The 21,694-nt window shown below is 66.7% G+C and carries 26 protein-coding genes and 1 pseudogene; 11 read left to right on the forward strand and 16 right to left on the reverse strand.

Annotated elements, in window-relative coordinates; all coding sequences use genetic code 11:
- The 4 genes from D473_RS0108400 to D473_RS0108415 form a co-directional block, all read right to left on the reverse strand.
- A partial coding sequence (locus tag D473_RS0108400; RefSeq protein WP_026126737.1) for a dihydrofolate reductase family protein occupies positions 1-516 on the reverse strand: 516 nt, incomplete at its 3' end.
- Positions 504-1,196, reverse strand: coding sequence for a class III extradiol ring-cleavage dioxygenase family protein (locus tag D473_RS0108405; protein WP_017608632.1), 693 nt, complete (start codon positions 1,194-1,196; stop codon positions 504-506). The genes D473_RS0108405 and D473_RS0108400, both read right to left, overlap by 13 nt.
- Before the next feature lie 132 nt (positions 1,197-1,328).
- Positions 1,329-2,189 (reverse strand): dihydropteroate synthase, encoded by an 861-nt coding sequence (gene folP, locus D473_RS0108410; protein ID WP_017608633.1) that lies wholly within the window; start codon positions 2,187-2,189, stop codon positions 1,329-1,331.
- Positions 2,183-3,154: a glucosyl-3-phosphoglycerate synthase gene (locus D473_RS0108415; RefSeq protein WP_017608634.1), complete on the reverse strand. Its 972-nt coding sequence runs from the start codon at positions 3,152-3,154 to the stop codon at positions 2,183-2,185. The genes folP and D473_RS0108415 overlap by 7 nt, the downstream gene beginning before the upstream one ends.
- A gap of 500 nt (positions 3,155-3,654) precedes the next feature.
- Here D473_RS0108415 and D473_RS0108425 point away from each other — a divergent pair, with 500 nt between their 5' ends.
- A complete protein-coding gene (locus tag D473_RS0108425; RefSeq protein WP_026126738.1) occupies positions 3,655-4,476 on the forward strand; it encodes an SAM-dependent methyltransferase in 822 nt (273 codons plus the stop codon).
- A gap of 39 nt (positions 4,477-4,515) precedes the next feature.
- A pseudogene (locus D473_RS26430) lies at positions 4,516-5,352 on the forward strand (IS5 family transposase).
- Positions 5,353-5,355: 3 nt separating this feature from the next.
- On the opposite strand, the gene D473_RS0108440 reads toward D473_RS26430, so the two are convergent.
- Entirely contained in the window at positions 5,356-5,727 is a 372-nt protein-coding gene (locus D473_RS0108440) for a MerR family transcriptional regulator (protein ID WP_017608640.1), read from the reverse strand.
- Between the two features lie 146 nt (positions 5,728-5,873).
- Between D473_RS0108440 and D473_RS0108445 the strand changes: the two genes are divergently transcribed.
- Together D473_RS0108445 and D473_RS0108450 are read left to right on the forward strand one after the other, a co-directional pair.
- The gene (locus D473_RS0108445; protein ID WP_026126740.1) at positions 5,874-6,779 is read left to right on the forward strand and encodes an NADP-dependent oxidoreductase; all 906 of its coding nucleotides are present in this window, start codon (positions 5,874-5,876) and stop codon (positions 6,777-6,779) included.
- A 298-nt stretch (positions 6,780-7,077) separates the two neighbouring features.
- Complete coding sequence (locus D473_RS0108450; RefSeq protein WP_033353013.1) at positions 7,078-7,620, forward strand: GNAT family N-acetyltransferase; 543 nt, start codon at positions 7,078-7,080, stop codon at positions 7,618-7,620.
- A gap of 601 nt (positions 7,621-8,221) precedes the next feature.
- Here D473_RS0108450 and D473_RS0108455 read toward each other — a convergent pair.
- From D473_RS0108455 to D473_RS0108465, 3 genes are read right to left on the reverse strand one after another with little or no spacing between them, the layout of a single operon-like run.
- Complete coding sequence (locus tag D473_RS0108455; protein WP_026126742.1) at positions 8,222-9,070, reverse strand: helix-turn-helix domain-containing protein; 849 nt, start codon at positions 9,068-9,070, stop codon at positions 8,222-8,224.
- Positions 9,067-9,594 (reverse strand): DUF6879 family protein, encoded by a 528-nt coding sequence (locus D473_RS0108460; RefSeq protein WP_017608644.1) that lies wholly within the window; start codon positions 9,592-9,594, stop codon positions 9,067-9,069. The genes D473_RS0108455 and D473_RS0108460 overlap by 4 nt, the downstream gene beginning before the upstream one ends.
- A 1-nt stretch (position 9,595) precedes the next feature.
- Entirely contained in the window at positions 9,596-9,796 is a 201-nt protein-coding gene (locus D473_RS0108465; protein WP_017608645.1) for a hypothetical protein, read from the reverse strand.
- Between the two features lie 186 nt (positions 9,797-9,982).
- Here D473_RS0108465 and D473_RS0108470 point away from each other — a divergent pair, with 186 nt between their 5' ends.
- Both D473_RS0108470 and D473_RS0108475 read left to right on the forward strand, forming a co-directional pair.
- The gene (locus tag D473_RS0108470) at positions 9,983-11,077 is read left to right on the forward strand and encodes a TOMM precursor leader peptide-binding protein (protein WP_017608646.1); all 1,095 of its coding nucleotides are present in this window, start codon (positions 9,983-9,985) and stop codon (positions 11,075-11,077) included.
- The gene (locus D473_RS0108475) at positions 11,074-11,559 is read left to right on the forward strand and encodes an HIT family protein (protein WP_017608647.1); all 486 of its coding nucleotides are present in this window, start codon (positions 11,074-11,076) and stop codon (positions 11,557-11,559) included. The genes D473_RS0108470 and D473_RS0108475 overlap by 4 nt, the downstream gene beginning before the upstream one ends.
- A gap of 359 nt (positions 11,560-11,918) precedes the next feature.
- Here the strand turns inward: D473_RS0108475 and D473_RS0108480 are convergent, their stop codons facing one another.
- The gene (locus D473_RS0108480; protein ID WP_026126744.1) at positions 11,919-12,161 is read right to left on the reverse strand and encodes a DUF397 domain-containing protein; all 243 of its coding nucleotides are present in this window, start codon (positions 12,159-12,161) and stop codon (positions 11,919-11,921) included.
- Positions 12,158-13,018 (reverse strand): helix-turn-helix domain-containing protein, encoded by an 861-nt coding sequence (locus tag D473_RS0108485; protein WP_083917935.1) that lies wholly within the window; start codon positions 13,016-13,018, stop codon positions 12,158-12,160. Before D473_RS0108485 ends, D473_RS0108480 begins: the two co-directional genes overlap by 4 nt.
- 225 nt (positions 13,019-13,243) lie before the next feature.
- On the opposite strand from D473_RS0108485, the gene D473_RS0108490 reads away from it, so the two are divergent.
- Entirely contained in the window at positions 13,244-13,789 is a 546-nt protein-coding gene (locus tag D473_RS0108490; RefSeq protein WP_026126746.1) for an ATP-binding protein, read from the forward strand.
- Positions 13,790-13,936: 147 nt separating this feature from the next.
- On the forward strand, positions 13,937-14,287 hold the full coding sequence (locus D473_RS0108495; protein ID WP_026126747.1) for a hypothetical protein: 351 nt from the start codon (positions 13,937-13,939) through the stop codon (positions 14,285-14,287).
- 72 nt (positions 14,288-14,359) lie between these two features.
- Here the strand turns inward: D473_RS0108495 and D473_RS0108500 are convergent, their stop codons facing one another.
- Positions 14,360-15,391, reverse strand: coding sequence for a glutathione S-transferase family protein (locus tag D473_RS0108500; protein ID WP_017608651.1), 1,032 nt, complete (start codon positions 15,389-15,391; stop codon positions 14,360-14,362).
- A gap of 393 nt (positions 15,392-15,784) precedes the next feature.
- On the opposite strand from D473_RS0108500, the gene D473_RS0108505 reads away from it, so the two are divergent.
- Positions 15,785-17,062 (forward strand): FAD-dependent oxidoreductase, encoded by a 1,278-nt coding sequence (locus D473_RS0108505; protein WP_017608652.1) that lies wholly within the window; start codon positions 15,785-15,787, stop codon positions 17,060-17,062.
- A 43-nt stretch (positions 17,063-17,105) separates the two neighbouring features.
- On the opposite strand, the gene D473_RS27640 is transcribed toward D473_RS0108505, so the two are convergent.
- Both D473_RS27640 and D473_RS27440 read right to left on the reverse strand, forming a co-directional pair.
- Entirely contained in the window at positions 17,106-17,258 is a 153-nt protein-coding gene (locus D473_RS27640; protein WP_017608653.1) for a hypothetical protein, read from the reverse strand.
- A gap of 420 nt (positions 17,259-17,678) precedes the next feature.
- A complete protein-coding gene (locus D473_RS27440; protein ID WP_017608654.1) occupies positions 17,679-17,903 on the reverse strand; it encodes a hypothetical protein in 225 nt (74 codons plus the stop codon).
- Between the two features lie 163 nt (positions 17,904-18,066).
- Here D473_RS27440 and D473_RS26445 point away from each other — a divergent pair, with 163 nt between their 5' ends.
- The gene (locus D473_RS26445; RefSeq protein ID WP_083917937.1) at positions 18,067-18,213 is read left to right on the forward strand and encodes a DUF397 domain-containing protein; all 147 of its coding nucleotides are present in this window, start codon (positions 18,067-18,069) and stop codon (positions 18,211-18,213) included.
- Positions 18,214-18,461: 248 nt separating this feature from the next.
- On the forward strand, positions 18,462-18,548 hold the full coding sequence (locus D473_RS28055; protein WP_241474739.1) for a DUF397 domain-containing protein: 87 nt from the start codon (positions 18,462-18,464) through the stop codon (positions 18,546-18,548).
- 129 nt (positions 18,549-18,677) lie between these two features.
- Here the strand turns inward: D473_RS28055 and D473_RS26455 are convergent, their stop codons facing one another.
- The 3 genes from D473_RS26455 to D473_RS0108530 form a co-directional block, all read right to left on the reverse strand.
- Complete coding sequence (locus tag D473_RS26455; RefSeq protein WP_152436794.1) at positions 18,678-20,066, reverse strand: HNH endonuclease; 1,389 nt, start codon at positions 20,064-20,066, stop codon at positions 18,678-18,680.
- Between the two features lie 494 nt (positions 20,067-20,560).
- Positions 20,561-21,145: an HD domain-containing protein gene (locus D473_RS0108525; protein WP_017608655.1), complete on the reverse strand. Its 585-nt coding sequence runs from the start codon at positions 21,143-21,145 to the stop codon at positions 20,561-20,563.
- Between the two features lie 126 nt (positions 21,146-21,271).
- Entirely contained in the window at positions 21,272-21,520 is a 249-nt protein-coding gene (locus D473_RS0108530) for a hypothetical protein (RefSeq protein WP_161626411.1), read from the reverse strand.
- Between the last annotated feature and the right edge of the window lie 174 nt (positions 21,521-21,694).

Genomic DNA, 21,694 nt, shown 5'->3' on the forward strand with positions numbered 1-21,694 from the left:
CACCTCGTCCTCGCCGACGATCAGCACCCTCTCGGCGCCCAACACGTCGCGGGCGCGCCGCAAGGGCCCCTTCCCCGCCGCCTCGCAGGTGACCAAGAAGACCGGCCCCCGGTCGGGCACCTCCTCGGCCAGGATCGGCGGAACGCCCCCGCTCCGGCTGACCACGGCCAGCGCGGGGTGAGCGCTGCGGCCCTCCGCCAGGGCCCGCTCGGCCAGACCGTCGCTGCGCCGGGCCGCACGCCGGTACCCCTCGACGCGGGCGGTGCCCGCGCCCACGAGGATCACGTCGGCCAAATCGCGCAGGAGCGTGTAGACCCGGTTGTCGGCGTCGGTGTTGATGGAGGCGGTGCGCCCGTCGTTGCCGGCCGCGCCTCCGTCCAGGGTCGCGACCATGTTGGCGCGCACCCAAGGACGCGCGGTGGTGTCGGGGTAGGCGTAGAGGCGTTCCAGCCCCGCGCCGTCGACCGGCTCCCCCGGGCCGGGACCGTCGGCGGCCTCGTTCATCAGGACCCGCACGTCCACACCCCCACCAGGTACAGGACCCCGAACGGGTCGTCGGCGTAACGGAGCTCGGCCCGGACAGCGCTGCCTTCCAGGTCGACCGCGGCGGCCATGACCTGCCAGGCGGCCCGGCCCGCGGCCATGAGTTCGGCGGCCAGGACGGAATCCAGACCGGCCAGCGCCCCCGTGTCGCCCTCCGACAGGGCCCGGTGCACGGTCTCGTCGAAGGCGAACACGCGCTCGTCCAGGTGACCGGGGGCCTTGGCGCTGCGCCGGGCACTACCGTCACCCATGATCAGCAGCCCCACACGCTCCCGGCGCCCGGCGATCCCACCGGCCAGGGCCGCGATCTCGGCGTCGCCGGCGTCGTGGGCGACGGAGCGCAGTTCCACGGGCAGGGCGGACCCGGTCTCCTCCAGGAGCCGGCGCGCCACACCCAGGCTCAGCGGGAGCGCCCCGCCTTGCGCCACCCGGGGCCCGTGACCGCCGTGGGCGCGCGCGGGCACGGGCGCGTCGGTGTGTTCGGCGGTGCTCCCGGCTCCCCCGACGACGACCACACGCTCGGGCGCGGCCACGGCGAGTTCGGCCAGCGCGCCGTGGCAGGCCTCGCGCAAGGGGGCGGCCACGTCCTGTGCCCCGGTCAGTTCCCGCAGCAACAGCGGCGGGTGCGGGCACACTGCGGCGGCGACGATCATCAGCGTCCCTTCCCTACGGCCTCGGTCTGTTCGACCAACTGTGTGAGCAACGACGGTCCCGCTCCGGAGTGCGCTCCCGTGCCTGGGCCAGTGCCCGGCCCGGCCGTGATCGTACGGAACCGGTACCCCGGTTCAGGCCAGCCCCCGGACGGTGCGGGCCGGGGCACGCACACCCCGGATGCTCGCGACCATGTCCAGGACCTGCCGGGTCTGGGCGGCCTCGTGCACCCGGTAGACCTGCGCTCCGTGCCAGGCCGAGACCGCCGTGGCCGCCAGGGTCCCGGTCAGGCGCTCACCCACCGGCATGTCGAGGCTCTCGCCGACGAAGTCCTTGTTGGACAGCGACACCAGGACCGGACGTCCGGTCGCGACCATCTCGTCCAGGCGCCGGGTCAGTTCCAGTGAGTGCCAGGTGTTCTTGCCGAAATCGTGCGCCGGGTCGATGATCGCCGAGGCCGGGTCCACGCCCAGGGCCACCGCACGGTCGGCCTGGGCCACGGTCGAATCGATCGCGTCGCGCACCACGTCGTCGTAGGCGACCCGGTGCGGGCGCGTGCGCGGGGTGACCCCGCCGGTGTGGGTGCACACCAGGGCCGCCCCGTACTGGGCCGCGACCTCGGCCAGACCGGGGTCGAACCCGCCCCAGGCGTCGTTGAGCACATCGGCGCCGGCCTCACAGACCGCCGCGCCGACCGCCGCGCGCCAGGTGTCCACGCTGATGACCAGGTCGGGGAATTCCGCGCGCACCGCCGCGACGAAGTCCACGACACGGCGTTTCTCCTCCTCGGCGTCGATCTCCTCGCCCGGGGCGGCCTTGATACCGCCGATGTCGACGATGTCGGCGCCCTCGTCCACGACCTGGCGCACCCGTTCGAAGGCGGGACCGTCGTCCCAGGTGGCGCCCTTGTCGTAGAAGGAGTCGGTGGTGCGGTTGACGATCGCCATGACCAGGGCGGTGTCGGCGTCGTACTCGCGTCCGCGCAGTCTCAGCACTGTCCGGCCGCCTCTCGGGCGCGCGGGCCCTCCGGCCCGGCCGGTGGCGGACCCACCCGGCTCGCCGGCCCTCGTTCCACGAGCCCGACCTCGGTCGTCATCGTCTTGCCCCCGGTCCCGTACTGGTGCAGTTCCACGGCATCGGTGCCCGGCTCCGCACCCGCCCGGCGGTCGGCGACCGCGAGCAGTTCGGTGGCCATGGCGCCGAGCCCGTGCAGGCTCTGGTGGTGGTGTGCGCGGCGGCCCATGCCGACCTGGGCGATCGCGTCCACGCCGCGACGCAGGTGGGTGTCGACGAGCGTGGCCAGCTCCACGCCGTAGCCCGTGGGCACGGGGAGTTCGCGCAGCAGGCAGCGGCGGATCGCCCACTCCCCCGACAGGGGCTGCACGACGCCGGACAGAGCGGGCCAGCGCAGCGCGAGCGTGGGCCGGGCGACGAGTTCGGTGACCCGGCCGCCCTCGTGGGTGGGACGGGCGTCCTCCCGGTCCAGGACCCGGTCGTAGAAGGCCTTGACCAGCTCGACGCCGGATTCCTGCAGGAGCGGGCCCAGCAGCCCGGACACGAAGTGGGTGTCCCACTCCACGAGGTCGGCGTCGAGGAAGAGCAGTATGTCGCCGCCGGTGACGAACTGCGCTTTCCACAGCGCCTCGCCCTTGCCGTGGTGGTGGCCCAGGTCGGGGCGGACGTCGACGGTGCGGTGCACACGGGCGCCGGCGTCGGCGGCCTCACGTGCGGTGGCGTCGGTGGAGTCGGAGTCCATGACCACGAGCTCGTCGATGAGGGGGACCCGCTCGAGCAGCTCTTCCCGGACCCTGGAGACGATCCGGCCGACGGTGGCTTCCTCGTTGCGGGCCGGGACGACCAGGCTGACGGTGGTGCCGGTCTCCCTCTTGAGCTCGACCAGACGTTGCGGCGTCCACTCCGTCCAATGGTGTGTGCGCCGCTCGAACCAGCCCTCGTTCAACGTGCTCCTCCAGAAGGCTCCCGGCCTGGGGCCGCGGGACGTGTCTCGCCTCGCTCGTCCCCGGACCGTGCTCGTGCCGGCCGGGGCGGCGGGGTATGGGTGGGGACCGGGTCCCTGCTCCCCGAGCCTATGCGTCGTGGGGCCAGGGGCGGGCTCGGGCTCGGAGTGAGGATCGCGACGCCGGTGCAAAGGCTGCTCAGCCGCCACGGCTCTCGGAGGCGTCGTCGGTCGCGGGGGGGGTGTCGGCGGGCCCGGGGTCGGGCCCGCGTTCGCGCAGGTGTTCGGCGACCCGGGAGAGCACTTCCGTGGCCGCGGACAGGTGCTGCTCCCCACTGCTTCCAGGGCCCGATGCAGCAGTTCGGCGCGGGCGGCGCGCACGTCCTCCAGGGCGCGCCTGAACCATGGCCGAGTCGGAACTTCGCGGAGGCCAGGAGGATCTGCTGCTTCACGGAATGGATCAACTAAACTGCCACCCCCTCACCGTTGACTGTTAGGCCCTCATGACGGACAACAGCCCGCACGACAAGCCCTCCCAGAGCCAACTGGACACATCCGTCCCTCAATCGGCTCGTGTCTGGAATTACTGGCTGGGCGGAAAAGACAATTATCCGTCCGATCGTGCGGTGGGCGATCAGATCCGCAGAACGAACCCCCACATCGTGGAGATCGCGGTAGCCGCCCGCGCTTTCCTCGTGCGCGCGGTCACCCATCTGACCCGCGACGTGGGAATACGCCAGTTCCTCGATGTCGGCACCGGTCTGCCCACCGTGAACAACACACACGAGGTGGCCCAGGCGATCGCCCCCGATTCGCGCATCGTCTACTCCGACCACGATCCCCTCCTCCTGGCCCATGCCCGCGCCCTGCTCGTCGGCACGGCCGAAGGTGCCACCGATTACATCGACGCGGACCTGCGCGAACCGGACCTCATCCTGGACCAGGCCGCCAAAACCCTGGACTTCGAGCAGCCCATCGCCCTGATGCTCATGGGCATCGTCGGCCACATCCCTGATGACGAGGAGGCCTGTTCCCTCGTTCGAAAGCTCGTGGCGGCTCTGCCTTCGGGGAGTTATCTCGTTCTGTACGACGACACCAATGTCATTCATCCCGAGACGATGGAGGAGATGACGCGGAGCTGGAACGAGAGCGGACAGAACCCTCGCGTGAACCGAACACCGGAGAAGATCGCGAAATTCTTCGATGGGCTCGAACTGCTGGATCCGGGCGTGGTGTCCGTGAGTCGCTGGCGTCCCGACGGCGTCGAGGTGGGCGAGGTCGTCGAGGTCGACGACTTCTGCGGCGTGGGCCGTAAGAACTCCTAACGAAATGATCTTCGAGGTGGTTGGATCACTCCAGGACCGATGATCCGGGGGTGCGGGGTGGCGCGGCCGAAACCGTGGGAAGTCGATGACGAGCTGTGGGCGGTACTCGGGCCGCTGCTGCCCGAGGTGGAGCGTCGGCTTCGGCATCCAGGACGCAAGCGGCATCCGGACCGGCTGGTGTTCCAGGGCGTCTTGTTCGCGCTGCACACCGGGATCGCCTGGGAGCATCTGCCGCAGGAACTCGGCTTCGGCTCGGGTATGACCTGCTGGCGCCGCCTGGCCGAGTGGACCGGGGCCGGGGTGTGGCCCCGGTTCCACGAGGTCTTGCTGGCCGAGCTGCGCGGCGCGAATGCCCTGGGCTTCTCCCGGGCGGCCGTCGACGGCTCGCACATCCGGGCGTTAAAGGGGAAACCAAGGCCGGACGAAGCCCCGTCGACCGGGGCAGAACCGGCAGCAAGCACCATTTGATCACCGAGACCACCGGCAATCCCGCTCGCCGCCACCCTGACCGGCGGCAACCGCAACGACGTCACCCAACTGATCCCACTCCTTCAAGCCGTGCCGCCGGTGCGGGGCAAGCGCGGCCGGCCCCGAAGCCGTCCGGACGTGGTGCTGGCCGACCGCGGCTATGACCACGGCAAGTACCGCCGCCTGGTCTGGGACCTCGGTGTGAAGCCGCTGATCGCCCGCCGCGGCACCGAGCACGGCTCCGGCCTCGGCACCCAACGCTGGACCGTCGAGCGCGCGTTCGCCCACCCGCACTGGTTCCGCCGCCTGCGCATCCGCTGGGAGATACGCGACGGCATCCACGAAGCCTTCCTCACCCTCGGATGCGCACTCATCTGCTGGCGACGTCTGAAGCCATTGCGGCAGTAGCCTTCACTCCACGTGGGAGCAGTCGGAATCAGGGTCCCGCGCGATGGCGATCACGTCGTCGAGCTGGTCGCGCACAGCGAGCAGGTCGGTGATCCGCTGATCGACGCGGACACGCTCGACCGCCATCTGGTCCAGGAGTTCCGGGGGCGCTTTTTCTTCACCCGAGTCCACGCACGGCAGCACCTTGCGGACCACTCTGCTCGGGAGGCCCGCGGCATACAGCTGTTGGATCAGCCGGACTCGGCCGACGGCAGTGTCGGGGTAATGCCGCTGGCCGCCGGGGCTGCGGCCCGCCTGGAGCAGACCCTGTTCCTCGTAATAGCGCAGCGCCCGGACGCTCACTCCTGCCTTCTCGGCGACCTCACCGATGCGCACCGGTCCTCCTCTGTCGGGCGGCCCGCCCGACTTGCACCTGACGTCAACGTCAGGTTCTAGCGTAGCGGGCGTCGGCACTCGCCGAACATTCATCCCACTGATCTCAGGGACGGCCGGTGCAGGCCGTGTTGGAAAGGCAGAACGTCATGCGCGCAGTCCGTTATCACGAGTACGGCGGTGTAGAGACTCTCATGGTCGAACAGGTGCCGGAGCCGCGTCCCGGGGCCGGCGAAATCCGCATCCGCGTTGCGGCGGCCGGCGTCAATCCCGTCGACTGGAAGGTGCGTTCCGGTGCGGTGCACGAGGTGCTCCCCGTGGACCTGCCCGCGGTTCCTGGGCGTGATGCCGTCGGCGTGGTCGACGAGACCGGTGAGGGCGTGCAGGGCGTGAGCATCGGCGACCGTGTCTTCGGGCTGGGCGGCGTCACCGGCGCGACGGCGGAGCTGGCCGTACTCTCGGCCTGGGCCCACGCGCCCGCCGCGTGGACCGACGAGGAGGCCGCCGGCGCCGGTCTGGGATCCGTGACCGCGATGGGCGGGCTGAAGGCGCTCGGTCCCCTGCGGGGGCGCACTCTGCTCATCGAGGGCGCCGCCGGAGGCGTGGGCAGTGCTGCGGTCGAGATCGCGGTGGCTCAGGGCGCCATCGTGATCGGGACGGCCAGCGAGCGCAATCACGAGTTCCTTACCTCTCTCGGAGCCGTTCCCACCACCTACGGCACCGGCCTCGCGGAACGCCTCGCCGCCCTGGCTCCGGACGGTGTCGACATCGCGCTCGACACTGCGGCCTCCGGATCCCTGGCCGATCTCATTGCGATCGTGGGCGACCCTGCCCGCGTGTCGACGATCGCCGACTACGCCAACGCGCAGCGCCTGGGTGTGCATCTGGCCAACGCGGAGAACGACTCCACGCTCCTCGCCGAAGCGGGCGAACTCGGCCGACAAGCCCGCTACACACCGCGCATCGAGCGGACCTACCCGCTCGAACGGACCGCGGAAGCGCACGCATACGCCGAGCGGGGACACACGCGGGGGAAGATCGTGGTCTGTATCTGAGCTTGTCCCACCGTTCGGGGCTGCCCGCGGCTTCGGCCNATCATTTCGTTAGGAGTTCTAAGCCCTGACACGTCCGCTGCTCCCTCGAGACCACCTCGTTCGGTGGGTCTCAGGTAGCAGATCAGCGTATACCCCGACACCCGCACAACAGCGCCCATGGGCGCAGGTCCTCCATGCGCGCGGATTGTTTGCCATGCTCCGGAGTGACAGCTTGGCCGGGGCCATACCGCCCTGAGCCGTGTATCGGAAGTGCCAGGCAAGGAAGGTGCGGAGTATGTCTGTGAACCAGAATGCTCGGATGGCCATACTTGAGACTCCCCGCTTGGTCCTGCGTCGCTGGCGCGCGGAGGACGCCGGGCCCATGGCTGCTGTCAATGCGGATCCAGAGGTCATGCGGTGGATCGGTGACGGCAGTGTCCGTGACCAACAGCAGACTCACCGCGGAATCGAGGCGATGGAGCGCGCGTGGGACAGGCAGGGCTTCGGCCTGTTCGCCGTGGAGATCCGCTCCACTGGCCAACTGGCCGGGTTCACCGGTCTCTCGGTCCCCGATTTCATGCCGGAGCTGCTGCCCGCGGTCGAGGTCGGCTGGCGGCTGGGACGTTCCTACTGGGGGCAGGGCCTGGCCACGGAGGCTGCTGCGGCTGCAGTGCGGTTCGGGTTCGAGGATCGCGGGCTGGACCGGATCGTCAGCATCGCCCAGACAGGCAACGGCGCCTCCGAACGAATCATCACGAAACTGGGGATGCATCCGGTCCGTGAGACCGTCGATCCCAGCTGTGGTCGTCGAGTGCGGGTGTTCGAACTGTCGTCGGACCAGTACGCCACAGCCACTCGTTGATGGCAGCGACAAGGACGGTCGCCTCGTAGCGCACCGCCGGCTTGTCGTATCGCGTGGTGAGAGCGCGGTGCCTCTTGAGGCGGTTGATTCCGCACTCGACCGCGGGGCGGGCGGGTTCGGTGAAAATACCCCCGGGGAAACCCAACCGTCCTCGATGGTCATCTGGTACGGAACTTGCCGCGACACCGCGTCCGGAGCTCTGTACCCGATATTTCACGTATCGCGCGGATGGTCGCATGCGGCCCGATGTGGCCATGATCGAGACGGTGACGATCCCCGGCTCCCCGTGCCCAACCAGGTGACGGCCGGGCACGCCGGCCGTTGCGGAGCAGGGGTTGCCCACGGTCTTGCCTCGCCACCGCGAAGGCGAGTCACCGGAAACCGTGCCGCCGGATCGGGACGGGCGCACGTGGACCACGGGTTCGGGCCCCGCTCCAGCCATCAGCGCAGCGACCGATGAGCGGGAACCCGCTTACGACCTGCTGGGATTGGAGGAAGTCGCGCGGGATGAACTCGGCGACGGTCACGGCGACCACGTCGGCAGCGACCTGGACGTCTCGGGGAATACGGTCGGTCTCTGTTCCGGTGAGCCCACCGGGGATCAGGACCCGTCGGGTCCGGTGAGTTCGCGGCGGGCGCGCTCCACCAGTTCGAGCGCGGCCTGTCCACGTACCGCAGAGCGGGACAGAGCCGAGAACACGCGTCGGTACGGTTCGACTGCGCCGTCCTCGGTCAGGCAAAGTTCAGCGCCAATGGTCTCCACCAGGACCCGATCGTCGTCGAAGATCCAAAAGCCATGGGACGGCACCACGTCCGTACTGCACCGCATCGGGACGACCCCGATCTCGGCCTTGCCCGATCTGAGAACTGTGCTGATGCGTTCGAGCTGAGCGGCCATCACCGTGTCAGGCGCCAGGCGGAGCCTCAGAGCCGGTTCCCACATGAGGATGTGGAACGACTTTCCGGGCGCCTCGAGCACACGCTGGCGCTCGACCCTGGCGTTCACCGCACGTTGTCCGTCATCGGGCACACGGTGCAGCCGCGCTCCCCGCCGAAACATGAACCGTGCATATTCGGCGGTCTGCAGGAACCCCGGGACACAAGCGGATTCGAATATCTGAAAACTTTGTGTCTGCTCATCCAGCGGAAAATAGGACTGCTGCCGTGCTTCGTGTCCAGCCGAAAGCTGACGCCGCCAACTCGCATAATGGGTTTCAAGAGACCGAAGTTGGGCGACCAATCCCCCGGCGGCTTCCCGACGCCCGCACAATAGTGCCCATGAGCGCAGGTCCTCTGTGCTCGCGGTCTGTTTGCCATGTTCCAGACGTGAGACCTTGGACGGGTGCCATGCCGCCCTGGCGGCCAGTTCACGCCCTGAGAGCCCGGACTCCTCCCGAAGCTCGCGCAAGCGCACTCCGAGGGAGACCCGGGCTGTCTGGTAGTCGGTCATAGAGCGCGAGTAGCCATGTACTCGGTGAAGGTCAGCGCATGGTGCCAGGCCGCGTCCCGTGCTTGGAGAGCCGTCAGCACCTGCCCAGGATCCTCGGTCAGGGTGGCACCGAGAAAACGGTCGTCCTCGAACTCCAAACGGGCCACCGTGCGGCTGTCGAAGACCCAGAAGTCGTGGTCGGGAAGCTCCGCCACGATTGGGTGGGTACGCGGCAGATACCGGATGTCCTCACCGACACCGAGATTGTAGGGCGTACCCCACAGCTCCCAGCGCAGATAGTCCGAGGGCGGATCGTCGATGAGACGGACCCGTTCCATGCGCTTACCGGTGCCCAGCTCCTCCCGCATCATCTGCAGCCACGGCCTGAACCATTCCATATCGGGGTCCTTACCGGAGAGCCATTCCTGGAACGGTTGGTCCTCGTCCGCTTTTCCATAGTGCGTGCGTGTCTCCAGGCGCCAGGCGGTGTAGCGGTAGCGGCGGAAGAGATCGGTGAAATCCCCTCCGCTGACGATCTCGGGCATGTCATTCCTCGGGGGCGAAACGTGTGAGCAGGGCACGGGGGACGACGACGAACTCCTCGCCGGCGAGCACGTCGCTCAGCTGCTGCCGGGCTTCGGGATCGGTCAGCTTGTCACCTTGCACCACGATGTCACCAGTGTCTGTCTCGTACAACGTGGGGCAGCCACCGTTTTGGGATGTGGTGCCGAGCTTGCGGAGTTTCATGGTCCTCCTCAATTCAGGGGGTGCGCCACGAGTATCTCTCGGACCGAACCGTCACGGCAGGGTCCGAGAGGTCCTGCAGATGCAATCTGGCGCAATACCCCGAGTTCGACTCACCCTTGCGGTCTACGCTCGCGCCGTTCCCTGTTCTCGGACGCCCAGGCGGTACCGGCCATGCACTCTGATGCCATGCACGACGAGGCTCCTCACATACTCGCGCCCTACGTGCGCGTCGGGGTCCAGGATGCGACCCTGTTTCTCGGTTTCGGTTCGATACGCCAGCCCGTGCGCAACCGTTCTCTGTGGGAGCCACTGCTGCGTCTGGCGGACCACTTCCTCGAACCGCGCACCCGCCGCGAAGCCTCGGACCATTTGCGAGCATCCCATGGTGTGGACGCCACGACAGCCGAGGCCGCCATGCTGCTACTCGAAAGCGGAAACTGCCTGATCCCCACGCACACATACGACCGAGCCGACCGCTACAGCAGGCACGCGCTGTTCTACGAACTCTCAGGCGCCGACGCCGAACGCGTACAACGCCGCCTGAGCGAATCCCACGTCGTTCTGCTCGGCTGCGGTGGGATCGGTAGCTTGATGGCGGTAACTCTGGCCACGGCCGGGGTCGGTGAACTGACCCTGGTGGACAGCGACCACGTGGAGCTGAGCAACCTGACCCGTCAGTTCCTGTTCACCGAGTCCGACGTCGGTCTGCCCAAGGCCGAAGCACTGTCCCGAGAACTGCGGCGACGTAACCCCTCCTGCGGAGCGCACCCTGTCGCACACGACGTGGCGGCCTCAACAGACTTGGAGCACCTGCCCGAGAGTGACCTCCTCGTGGTCTCAGCAGACTCCCCCGGTTTGACGAAGATGGTCAACGCCCACTGTGTCGCATCGGAAACGGCGTGGTTGAACGCCTGCTATGTCAATGACATCGCGGTGTGGGGCCCGCTGGTGGTCCCGGGATTCACCGGGTGCTGGGACTGCCGCACGCTCACCGCACGGCCTCCCGAGGACGACGAGTCCGATGTGGCCGCCCTCATCGCGCGAGTCAACGGGCGATACCAGGCGCCCTCCAACGGGCCGGTCAACATGCTGGCTTCATCCCTGGCTGCGTTGGACGTGTTGCGTCACCTGGGCCGTTTCGGAACCCCCGCCTCACTCAACCGCCGTGTAGGGGTGTGGTCGCACGATCTGACTCTCGACCAACAGAGCGTCCAGCGCGACCCCGCCTGCGACACCTGCGCCAGCCTCATCCCGTCCCCACAGAGCGAAGGAAGCCGATGAGCACCGACCGCGACCCGGCGTGCGTCTTCTGCCGGATCATCTCCGAAGACGCGCCCGCCCACCGCATCTGGGAAGACACCGATCACCTGGCGTTCCTGTCGATCTTTCCCAACACCGAAGGCTTCTCCGTGGTCATCCCCAAGGCACATCGCCCAAGCTACGTGGTCGAGATGGAGCCGTCGGAGTACACAGCGTTGCATTTGGCAGCCCGTGAGGTGGCCTGCCGGTTGGACTCTGCCTTCGACGACGTGGCCCGCACCGGAATCATGTACGAGGGTTACGGGGTCGACCACGCCCACGCCAAGCTCTTTCCCATGCACGGGACCGTGGGCAATACCGGCGAGGATTGGCACGAGCTGGCCTCCCCCGTCGAGGGCTACTTCGCCCGGTACCAGGGCTACCTGTCGTCGCACGACCACACCCGTGCCGGCGACATCTGGCTCACAGAGGTGGCCGAACGCATCAGAAAGGCCTTCCCCTGAACCAGCGACCTATCCCCACACGTAGGGGGCGGGGCGGCCCGAGGGGCGCCCCGCCGTCGTCGTGTCCGTGGGATCAGTTATTGCCGTCGTCGTTCATATCGGCCTCCTCATCGATACGGGGGGGTGGACCCGGGCCGCAGGGTTCTGATCTACCGAATGGCCCGCAAGACCCATGGAAGCCGGTGCCGGGCTCCGGACCAATGCCTTTGCGTGGGATTGCGTCTGCCAGATCACCGAGTATGCCGACGAGGCGCCGGCCTGGGAGCGTTACACACTCGGATCGCCGACAGCACCGGACGCCCTGTGGGCCCTCCTGCCCGGCCAGGCGTATGGCCGTGAACGGGCACCGGTGGTCTGGCTCAGCGGAGCGCGGCGGAGAGGAATCCGGTCCACTCGGAGGCGGGGAAGGGGAGGTGACCCGCATCGGGTTGCTTGGAGTCGCGCATGGCAGCGCCACAGGGGAGCGCGCCGACCTCCACGCAGTTGCCACCGGTCTCGCCGCTGTAGCTGCTCTCCCGAAACGCGATCGGGATCTGGGCTACTTCCACGCAGTTCTCACTTGCTCCGCTGTAACTGCTCTTGTGGAAGATCAATTCCGTCATGCTTCACCTTCTAATGATGTGATCATGCCATGGAGGAAGTCCACGGACTGGGCGGCAGTCAGAGATGCGCTGTGGGCTTCGCGCCACATGGCATCATAGCGGCGGATCTCATCTTCCTCTTCAAGGAACAGGATGGAGGTGGGATTCTCCACGTAGGCGATGGTCGGGTCTGTCGGCTCCGGGAAATCCATGATTTGAAATCCGCCCAGGTTGGCACCATGCATGCCTGCCGAGAACGGCAAGACGTGGATGGTCACGCGCGGACGCTGAGCCATCTGCGTCAGGTGACGCAGTTGCTCTGTCAGGTCCTCCCAGCTCCCAGCGGGCCTGCGAAGGGCAGCTTCATCAATCACCGCGACGTACTCAGGTGGGTAGAGACGGTCCAAGATCTCCTGTCGTTGTCGCCTGCCGTCGACATAGCGCTGGACGTTCTCCGGCGGGACAGACATAGTTCCTGTGAACACAGCGCGTGTGTACTGAGGTGTTTGTAGCAGGCCAGGAATGACTTGGGCTTCGTACGTACGAATGTAAGAAGCCTCTATCTCGAAGGACGGTAGGCCACTGGATCTGAACACGTCTTTGTACTTCGACCACCAGCCACGCTCGTTGGCATCCTTGGCCAGTTGGTGCAGGCTCTTCCAAGCTTCTTCGCTGACCCCGTACACCCGGGCCAGCTCATCGAGCTGTCCAGATCTGATGCGCTTCAACTCGGCTGTTTCCAACCGCCCAATGGTCGTCTTGGGAACACCTGTCCGCTGAGCGACGATTTCGAGAGTTTGTCCTGTTTCCTCCCGAAGGTCACGAAGAATACGCGCGAGGCGCCTGCGTCGAATGGTGGGACTGAGGGTTGGCTTCATGGGGGCAACCTAGCAAAGAACAAGGGAATCCCTGTTTAGCTTGACTCCAGGGAATCCCTGATTCACTATGAGTATGTAGTTGATGGCTCAGTGGAAGCAGTAGCTTTCCGCAGGTCACGCTATGTCCTGCCCGTTCCGCGCGTCACGTCAACCGTGAATCTCTCCAACGGGCACCCCGCCATCACCCCTGTCCGTGCATTGCTATGCCGAGGAGTGTGTCCGTCAATGTCCGCATTCGCGTCCGAGCTCGCCCGGAGCGAGGTCACCGTTCCGCTGTCCAGCTTCATCCGTCCGCACCACGCCCACTACTTCTCCGGGCGCCGCGACCGCCCGTACTACCGGCACCGCCAGTACAGCTTCCCCGGAATCCCGACGCTCCTGCCGCTGGTCCGGGCGTTCCTGGACACCTGCGCGGTGACCTACTCCGGCGACTACCGCTACCTGTTCACCCTGTTGGGCAGTGAGCTGGCCGCCAACGCGATCCAGCACAGCCGTTCCAGCCGACCGGGCGGCAGTTTCACGCTCCAGGTCCGCCGTTCCGTACGGGGGTTGCACCTGACCTGTGCCGACCGGGGCAGCATCACCCCGCAACGGTGGGGCCGGCTGGAGCCCGAGTCCGGGGGCACGCGCGTGGGGTGTGAGTCGGGGCGCGGGCTGGCGTTGGTCGACATGCTGGCGACTTCGTGGGGCGACAACGCCCATCCGGGGTTGCGCAAGGTCTGGTTCTTCCTGGACCAGGACCTCGACGAGAACCCGTGGAGCCAGGCGTGACCGGCCCGGCCTGACCAGCCAGGTCCAGAGCGATCGCACACGGCTGCACGCATGAAAGAGGGCTCAGAAGACGCGGCAACGTCTCCTGAGCCCCACACAAACCCTGAATCCCAAGCCTCACCAAAGACATAGAAAGCAGGATCGACCATGCATCCTATCCCTCAGCCCCGCACCGCGCAGTCGGCTCACACCACGCCCCGTCCCGCGCAGCCCGGCGACCTCCCCGGTACCTCGTGTCCCACGTGTGCGCACAGCACCTGCCGCACCCACCGGGCCCAGTCCCTGCCCCGGCTCGGCGGGCACCGCGCCGAGTTCTCCACCGAGCACACCAGGGCGGCCATGCTCCAGGCCCGCCACCGGGGCCTGATCATCTTCTTCGGGGAGGCCACCCAGTCCTACTGGGTCGCCTCCGCTGCCGGCCTGACCGAGGCCCGCACCTGGGACGAGCTTCTCACCCGCCTCTGGGAACGTACGTCCCGCCCTCGTCCAGAGGGCTGATCCGAGGGTCTGCCAGGCACCGGAGTGCGCGGTCGCCGCTGAAGGCTGCGGGCGGCACGAGGTCCGCGGGGCTCAGGATCGGTACTCCCCCGGTTCCGGCACCCGCTCCCCCACCGGCACCGGACCCGGCGCGGTGCCGCCGCCGAACGGGGACCCGCCCAGCGCCTCACGTCCGTGCGGGATCAACCACTGGCGCGGGTCCGGGCCCGCCGCGACGATCCGCGTCGGGTTGATGCCCTCGTGCACCCAGTAGTAATGCACACGGATGTGGTCGAGCTGGGTGGTGTCGCCGAACCCCGGTGTCTGGAACAGGTCCCGCGCGTAGGCCCACAGCGCCGGGTACTCGATGAGCTTGCGGATGTTGCACTTGAAGTGGCCGTGGTAGGCGGCGTCGAAGCGCACCAGGGTCACGAACAGCCGGATGTCGGCCATCGTGATGTGGTCTCCGGCCAGGTAGCGCCGGTCGGTCAGGCGTTCCTCCAGCTCGTCCAGGCGCGCGAAGAGCGCGGACACCGCCCGGTCGTAGCTGCGCTGGTCGGGGGCGAACCCGGAGCGGTAGACCCCGTTGTTGACGTCCTGGTAGACCCCCGCGCCGATCTCCTCGATCTCCTCGCGCAGCGGCTCCGGGTACAGGTCCGGGGCGCCCTCGCGGGTGAGCCCGTCCCATTCGGTGGCCATGTCCAGGGCCAAGCGGTCGTAGTCGTTGGTGACCAGGTGGCCGCTGGGGATGTCCACCAGCCCGGGTACGCTCACGCCGCCGTCGTAGTCGGGATCGCGCGCCAGGTAGGCCTCGCGCAGCGCGTGGATGCCCAGCACAGGGTCGCGGTCGCCGGGGCTGCCGGTCTCCTCGGTGAACACCCAGTGCGGGTCGCCGTCGATGATCTCCTGCCTGGGGTCGGTGACGGCAAGGGAGACCGTGTCCTCCAGCCCCATGAGCCGGCGGGTGATGACCGTGCGGTGCGCCCAGGGGCAGGCGCGGTTGATGATCAGGCGGTAGCGACCGGGCTCCGCCGTCCGGCCGTAGCGGCCGTCGGCCGTGACCCGGTCGTCGAACGCCGCCGGTTCGCGTTTGATCTCCTCGGTCGGAATCCGGTTGGCACGCACGGCCTGTCCCTTCGCTCGCGGTCGGTCGGGGTCGGTGACGGGCAGCCGGGTCCTGGCGGCCCAGGCATCTCGGGCGTCCCGTGCCGGGGCGATCCCAGGGACCGCACGTGTTCGACCCTGTGCGGAGTACCCGGTGCAAGAGCCGGTACCGGTTGAGGTGTGCCTGTGCTCCCCGCCAGGTGAGCCGTCCGCGCTGATGCTTCCCGTGGACGGTCCGTCCCGTGGCCCGGCCTGCCCATACCTCCGACACCGGTGGTCCTGCCCGGCGCGCCGACCTTTGCCACCACGGTACCGGTGCATGTTCGACGCATCGGGGAAGAACAGCAACATGGCCCCCAGTGTCTGTCCGATGCCTGGTCCCGGTGAATTCGAGAAGCCCGCGAAGGAGCAACGATGAGTACCGACACCACCTGTCTGATCGTGGGCGGTGGTCCCGCCGGGATGATCGCCGGACTCCTGCTCGCGCGGGCCGGCGTCGAGGTCACCGTCCTGGAGAAGCACGCCGACTTCCTCCGCGACTTCCGCGGCGACACCGTGCACCCCTCCACGCTCCGCCTGCTCGACGAGCTCGGTCTGGGAGCGCGCTTCGATGCGTTGCCGCAGAGCCGCTTGGAACGGGTGGCCTTCCCCGTCGGCGAGCACTCGGTGACCATCGCGGACTTCCGCCGGCTGCGTACCTCCCGCGGCTACATCGCGATGGTGCCGCAGTGGGATCTGCTCGACCTGCTCTCCGACTCCGCCCACGAGGAACCCACCTTCACCCTGCGTATGAACACCCGTGTCACCGACCTGCTGTGGGAGGACGGGCGTGTGGTGGGGGTCTGCCACGAAGGCCCCGACGGTCCCGGGGAAACCCGCGCACGGCTCACCCTGGCGTGCGACGGACGCGGTTCGCTGCTGCGGGACCTGAGCGGGTTGCAGCGCAGAGAGTTCCCGGCGGAGATCGATGCTTGGTGGTTCCGCCTGCCCGGATCGGCCCCGCAGGAGTTCGCGCTCGCTCCCCGTGCGGGTGAGGGACGCTTCATGGTCGTCTTCCCCCGCGAGGGTTACCTGCAGATCGCCTACATCGGCCGCAAGGGAACCGACGCCCAGTTGCGTGAGCGCGGAATCGCCGCCTTCCGTGAGGACATCGCCGAACTCGCGCCCGAGTTCGCCGAACGCGCCGAGGCGCTGGGGTCCATGGACGAGGTGAAACACCTCGACGTGCGCGTGGACCGCCTGCGCCGTTGGCACACCGACGGGTTGCTGTGCATCGGCGACGCCGCCCACGCGATGTCGCCCGTGGGTGGCGTGGGCATCAACCTCGCAGTGCAGGACGCCGTGGGTGCAGCGACCCTGCTCGCCGGCCCGCTGCGCAAGGACGGGCCGACCCCGGCGGAGCTGGCGCGGGTGCGTCGGCGCCGGCTACTGCCCACGGTGGTGGTGCAGACGTTGCAACGTCTCATCCACCGGAATGTCGTCACGCCGATCCTCGCCGGCCGGCGGGCGGGCCCGCCCAAGCCGGTGGTGGGGTTGCTGCGGCGGTTCCCCGCGCTGACGCGCGTGCCCGCGTTCCTCATCGGGATGGGTGTGCGCTCCGAGCACGCGCCTGTGTTCGCGTGGAGGGCTCCGCAGGCCCCGCGGGCCCCACGATCGACCTCCCCAGGTTCCTCGGGCTCCGCCCGCTCCTGACTCTGATACTGAGGCCCGGGGCCAGGCGTCCAACCCCGACGGCCTACTCTCCGCTGCCGATCGAGCCATCGCTCATCTGCTGCGCGTTCTTCCGGTTCAGCTCACGAATGCGGTCGACCTCGTCGGCGACCTCCTGTTCGTCGGAGGTTAGGGGCAAATCGGCAACAGGGTCGTTGGCGCTGTAGGTGCGGACCATGGGCACTCCTCGCTCTGTGGCTGTGGCGTAGTGGCGCGGCCGGGTGGGGGCCCGGGTGTCTGAGGAGATGGGGGTGTGTTGCCCGGCCGCGTCGGTCTTGGGGCTCGGGCCCGGCTCCGGGTTCTGGCAGGCGGATCGGCGTCCTGACGTCTGCCGTGCGACTGCCGTGTGCGGGTTACCTCAAGCGGACCCGAGGCGGCTCTGAGTCCGGCCTGAAGCGTCAGGTTGCGATGGGGCCGCCGAATCTGGCGGCCAGGATTGCGTAGCCGTCGTTCGAGGCCGTCGGGCGTGCGTTCCATAAGGGTTGGAGTAACGCCGTTGATGCGTGCAGTGGCCATCCACCAGTTGGGGGTGCGCCAGATGCACCAGTGGTGGCCGTAGGTGCACCGGAGGCGGGCCAGGTCCGGGTCGGATTCTGAGTCAGGGCGCGAGGCCGTATCCGAGGTCGTTTCCGGCCCCGAAGCCGTATCCGGATCCGGGCTCGGGTTCGTGGGAGGGATGGAAGCGTTCATTCACATCGCCTCCCCAGTACGCACATTGCGGGCGAGCTGGATCACGTGCGAGCAGGTTCTGGACGAACTGGTGCAGGGCGACTTCGGCCAGGCGGGCGAGGTCCTCGGGCTGGAAGGCGTAGCAGCCGGACACGCTGGGCGCACCTCGTTCGCACCACACGTGTCGAACGGGGCACGCGGTCCATGCGGACCCCGAAAGCTCGATTGGGCCCGTAGCCACCGTGGGCCGCCCAGTTCCCGATGGTCGGCCAGACCGGCCGGTGCCGTGGGCCCGTGGGTTCCGTCAGTCACGCTCCATGGCGCACAGCGACAACTGCGTAGAGGTGGCGAACGTTCCAGGTCTCTCCGCTGTCCGTGACGCCCAGAGCCGCGAGGCCGGACACCTCTCCTTCGGATCGATGGAGTGGCGCGTACTACTCGACACCGTTCAGGCAGACGCATAGACCCAACAAAGGAGGAGCCCTCGTCATCGGCAGGGCTCCTCTACGGTCATCCGTGAACCCCGCTACCCCATCCAGGGTCTCCGTTGAAAAGGCCGCTCGAGGTAGGACGAGGCCATTGGCCGCAGCCGGTTACTACGAAGCGTCCACACCTGGGCAGGTGGTCCGCATGAGCGAACTGACCTTCCGCAAGTCCAGCTACAGCGACCGCAGCGACCGCGTCGCCTTCCCTGACACACGGCGGCGCAGTCATCCGCTACTCCCAGCACCCCGACCGCGAACACCTGCCGTTCACCGCGTCGGAGTGGGTGGCGTTCCTCCGCGCAGCGGAAGCATAGGAGCAGGAAGACGCCCTCTGCACGCAGCAGAGGACTCTTCACGCATCTCCACGCCCACCAAATCACTGCATAAACAGGGAAGGACGACTCATACCGACCTTCACCCGACTACGCATTCGATAACACCATTCAGCCTGAGATCAATTTTTGATGCTTGTCCCGCGCCGCTTTGACAAGCGCCTTTCGCAACTCATCTTTATTCTCACCCCTGGTTTTCAGGGCGTGACAGTTTGGACATAGCGCAATCATGTTGACCGGAACGTCCTTGCCCCCTTGAGCAAGATCACGAACGTGATCGACCTCAAGCATCGGATCACCATTGACCGAGCGCTCGTAAGGGTGGCCAAGACATTCGGGGCTCTCGCATCGACCCCCACTTCTCTGCATAACAGCCTTACGAGCGGAGGGCGACCTGAAGTAATCCTGAATTTTCCTTGTCGTTGAAGTCGCCCTCCTCACCATTTCGGCCTCGCTGGCGCGAGAGTTAAGGCACGCGTAGCTCTCCACCAATCCTCTGAGACCCACTTCCAATTCATCCTGAACAAAGCCCTCTACATCTTCGCCCACCAATTCCCGAGTTTCATCGTAGAACTTGGCCATGTCATCATCCAAGGCATCCCGAATAGAAATGGGCCAACTCTCTACATCAGGTGACGGAACAGGAGCAAGCACCCAGACATACTCCTTTCGCTCATTATCATATTTATCAATTCCCCACTGACGCCGACGCTGAACGATGACTGCCCAGGTCTCGAACCTGTACCCCCTCTTATCATCCCCCCGCCAGAAGCGCACAGGAATGCGCTGATCCTGACATTCTGCCATCTTCCAGTTTCCAGAAATAAGATTCTGGTCACCATAGAGCCCATCCCCCACATAGGCAATCCACCCAGTACTCTGAATAACTTTATCTGCGTACGGGCTCGAGGTTTTCGAGAAGGCCGATACGTAGCCATCCTCAAAGCGCACAATTCCCCGCACCCAATCCCCTCCATACTCCGCGGAAATTCCAAGCCTCTTGGAAAACCACTCTCCAGTTTGCGGAAGCAAGGATGAGTAGAGGCGTCCGCGCGCGAACCCCTCAAGGCCAATATTGTCAAGAAATTCTTTAGAGGGCCCCGGAAAGAACCTCGTTAGTACTGCACTCACCACAGATGCAGCCCACTGAGGCTCGGTGTCAATAAAGTCTGAATATTCCGGCGCTAGCTGCACTACCTCGACAGGACCACCGGAGGTGTTCGGGTGCGTAGCCACATCCCACAAACCCACCTCCAGGAGTCTATCGATTGCCCTATCTGCCCCCTTCTTCCCATCAGAAGAAATATTAAATGTAGCCAAGATCGAAGAGAGGTCATCTGAGGCTTCAGATCGCGACGGCGCGACCTTCCCTTGCGTTACTTTCTGCCCCACCGACCACAGAAATCCAACCGATGATTGAAAGTCTTTTTCAGAGGGGCCAGACTTTCTTTCCTTCGCCAGGTTCAACTTATTCATCAAAACTCGGGCTGTGTCACTCACTTAAAATCCTTCTACAGGGGGGGAGAACCAGGAGGGGGACCTGACTCCGCAGCCACAAAGGCTACAGCCCTCTCCAGGCCTCCTTAAAGACCTTTACTAGAGGATTTGATGCGCCCAGAATTATGAACACACATGCGACTTCTTCGGTTACTCTGTGCAGCCCTCAACGCGAGCCCGAGACCACCGGAGGCCCGAATCACGCCCCTGGGGCCGGCAGGGCTGTTTCAAAGTCGAGGGAGGTCGGCATCAGCACTGGTCACGCGAGCCCGAGAAGGTCGAGCGGTCTGGTGAAGGCCTCATAGGACACCCAGCGGATGGCTTCAGGGATACTGCTCCTATCCAGCTCAGCCAACAGCCCTGCCTTCAAGAAGCATCGGTGGAGGCACGTATTGGCTGGTCCCGCTTACTCGAGCTCACGGTGTCTGTCTGATCACACGCGCTGGGGAGAGGGTGTGCGCACGCTGGTCGATGCGGAGTCTCGAACTCGTTTCCGGCTACTTCGGGGGTTTGGAGTCACGGGCTTCGTGCATCCATGCCAACGGGTTGCGTTCCAGGGCGAGCTTGGCCAACCGCTGAGCGGACGGGGTCTTCAACGCTGCGAGTGAGGTTTCGACCCACGCCTGCGTGTTCGTCCCCTGTTCCCGGTACTCCACGGCTTGGAGGAGGCATTCCAGCTTGTCGGCGTCCCGAGCACACACGGCTTCGCTGGATTCCCGGGCCTCGTACTCCGACTCCGCTCCCCCGATCAATCCCGCCAACCCCTCCGGCATTCCCGTGGTCTGGTCAGCAGTCACTTCAGCGTTGGGTGCGGCCTTCAGATAGCGCTTGCCGATGTAGGGGATATCGGTCAGGCGCGTCTCCTGGGTGTCATGGAACAACGCCAGGAAGGCCGCCCGCTGAGGGTCAGCTCCCTCCAACTCAGCCACGATCGCGGCGACGACGGCCGTCCGGTGCGAGTGGTCCGCGATCGACTCCGGAGCAGCGACACCGGCGACCACCCACCCAGTGCGCTTGTACCGCTTCAGCAGTCCCATCTCATACAGGTAGTCCAGTGCCCGCACGTCCTGCTCATCCTCCATCAGGAGCCCTTTCTAGCGTCGATGGGCCATCCTGAGAGCGCCACCAACAAACGGGCGCTCTTGGGCATCCTCAGCGCCAAGTTCTCACTGCGGAGCTGGCGCCAACAACTCTGGCAGCAGAATCGACTACCCCAGCGCCCTGACGCGCTCCTCTAGACCGCGCGCCGCCGATTGGCCCGACAGGTCACCCACCAGGTCCCGCAGCCGTGTCACGGTGTTGACGCGCAGCGCATTGAAGGGGACCGCCTCCAACAGGTTCTCAGCGAGGCCGACTGCGTCCTGAGCTTGGTGCTGAGCAGCCTCGGCGCGTGCGTGCACCGCCATCGCTGTGGCCCAGCCGGGCGAGCCCACCCGCTTCAGTCTCGCGGAGGCCACCGGGTTCGCCATCGACTGGCCGCTGTGGGATCGCGACGCGGCCCTGGGCTCGCCGTGCCACCCTGGGAGCAACTGCCACTGATCCCCTGAAACGAAGGGCTACCCCGGGTTGACCCGTGGTGGCTCTTCGTCATGTTCGCCTGCGCCCCGACACCGACCCGCGCTACCGTGATC

The sequence above is a fragment of the Nocardiopsis xinjiangensis YIM 90004 genome, assembly GCF_000341145.1.
Taxonomy (GTDB): Bacteria; Actinomycetota; Actinomycetes; order Streptosporangiales; family Streptosporangiaceae; genus Nocardiopsis; species Nocardiopsis xinjiangensis.

Bases quoted from the DNA above. Each gene is read 5' to 3' on its own strand.
- D473_RS0108405 (WP_017608632.1), bottom strand. From the start codon at position 1,196: ATGATCGTCGCCGCCGCAGTGTGCCCGCACCCGCCGCTGTTGCTGCGG.
- D473_RS0108425 (WP_026126738.1), top strand. From the start codon at position 3,655: ATGACGGACAACAGCCCGCACGACAAGCCCTCCCAGAGCCAACTGGAC.
- D473_RS0108445 (WP_026126740.1), top strand. From the start codon at position 5,874: ATGCGCGCAGTCCGTTATCACGAGTACGGCGGTGTAGAGACTCTCATG.
- D473_RS0108450 (WP_033353013.1), top strand. From the start codon at position 7,078: ATGGCCATACTTGAGACTCCCCGCTTGGTCCTGCGTCGCTGGCGCGCG.
- D473_RS0108455 (WP_026126742.1), bottom strand. From the start codon at position 9,070: ATGACCGACTACCAGACAGCCCGGGTCTCCCTCGGAGTGCGCTTGCGC.
- D473_RS0108460 (WP_017608644.1), bottom strand. From the start codon at position 9,594: ATGCCCGAGATCGTCAGCGGAGGGGATTTCACCGATCTCTTCCGCCGC.
- D473_RS0108465 (WP_017608645.1), bottom strand. From the start codon at position 9,796: ATGAAACTCCGCAAGCTCGGCACCACATCCCAAAACGGTGGCTGCCCC.
- D473_RS0108470 (WP_017608646.1), top strand. From the start codon at position 9,983: ATGCACGACGAGGCTCCTCACATACTCGCGCCCTACGTGCGCGTCGGG.
- D473_RS0108475 (WP_017608647.1), top strand. From the start codon at position 11,074: ATGAGCACCGACCGCGACCCGGCGTGCGTCTTCTGCCGGATCATCTCC.
- D473_RS0108480 (WP_026126744.1), bottom strand. From the start codon at position 12,161: ATGACGGAATTGATCTTCCACAAGAGCAGTTACAGCGGAGCAAGTGAG.
- D473_RS0108485 (WP_083917935.1), bottom strand. From the start codon at position 13,018: ATGAAGCCAACCCTCAGTCCCACCATTCGACGCAGGCGCCTCGCGCGT.
- D473_RS0108490 (WP_026126746.1), top strand. From the start codon at position 13,244: ATGTCCGCATTCGCGTCCGAGCTCGCCCGGAGCGAGGTCACCGTTCCG.
- D473_RS0108495 (WP_026126747.1), top strand. From the start codon at position 13,937: ATGCATCCTATCCCTCAGCCCCGCACCGCGCAGTCGGCTCACACCACG.
- D473_RS0108505 (WP_017608652.1), top strand. From the start codon at position 15,785: ATGAGTACCGACACCACCTGTCTGATCGTGGGCGGTGGTCCCGCCGGG.
- D473_RS27640 (WP_017608653.1), bottom strand. From the start codon at position 17,258: ATGGTCCGCACCTACAGCGCCAACGACCCTGTTGCCGATTTGCCCCTA.
- D473_RS26445 (WP_083917937.1), top strand. From the start codon at position 18,067: ATGGCGCACAGCGACAACTGCGTAGAGGTGGCGAACGTTCCAGGTCTC.
- D473_RS0108525 (WP_017608655.1), bottom strand. From the start codon at position 21,145: ATGGAGGATGAGCAGGACGTGCGGGCACTGGACTACCTGTATGAGATG.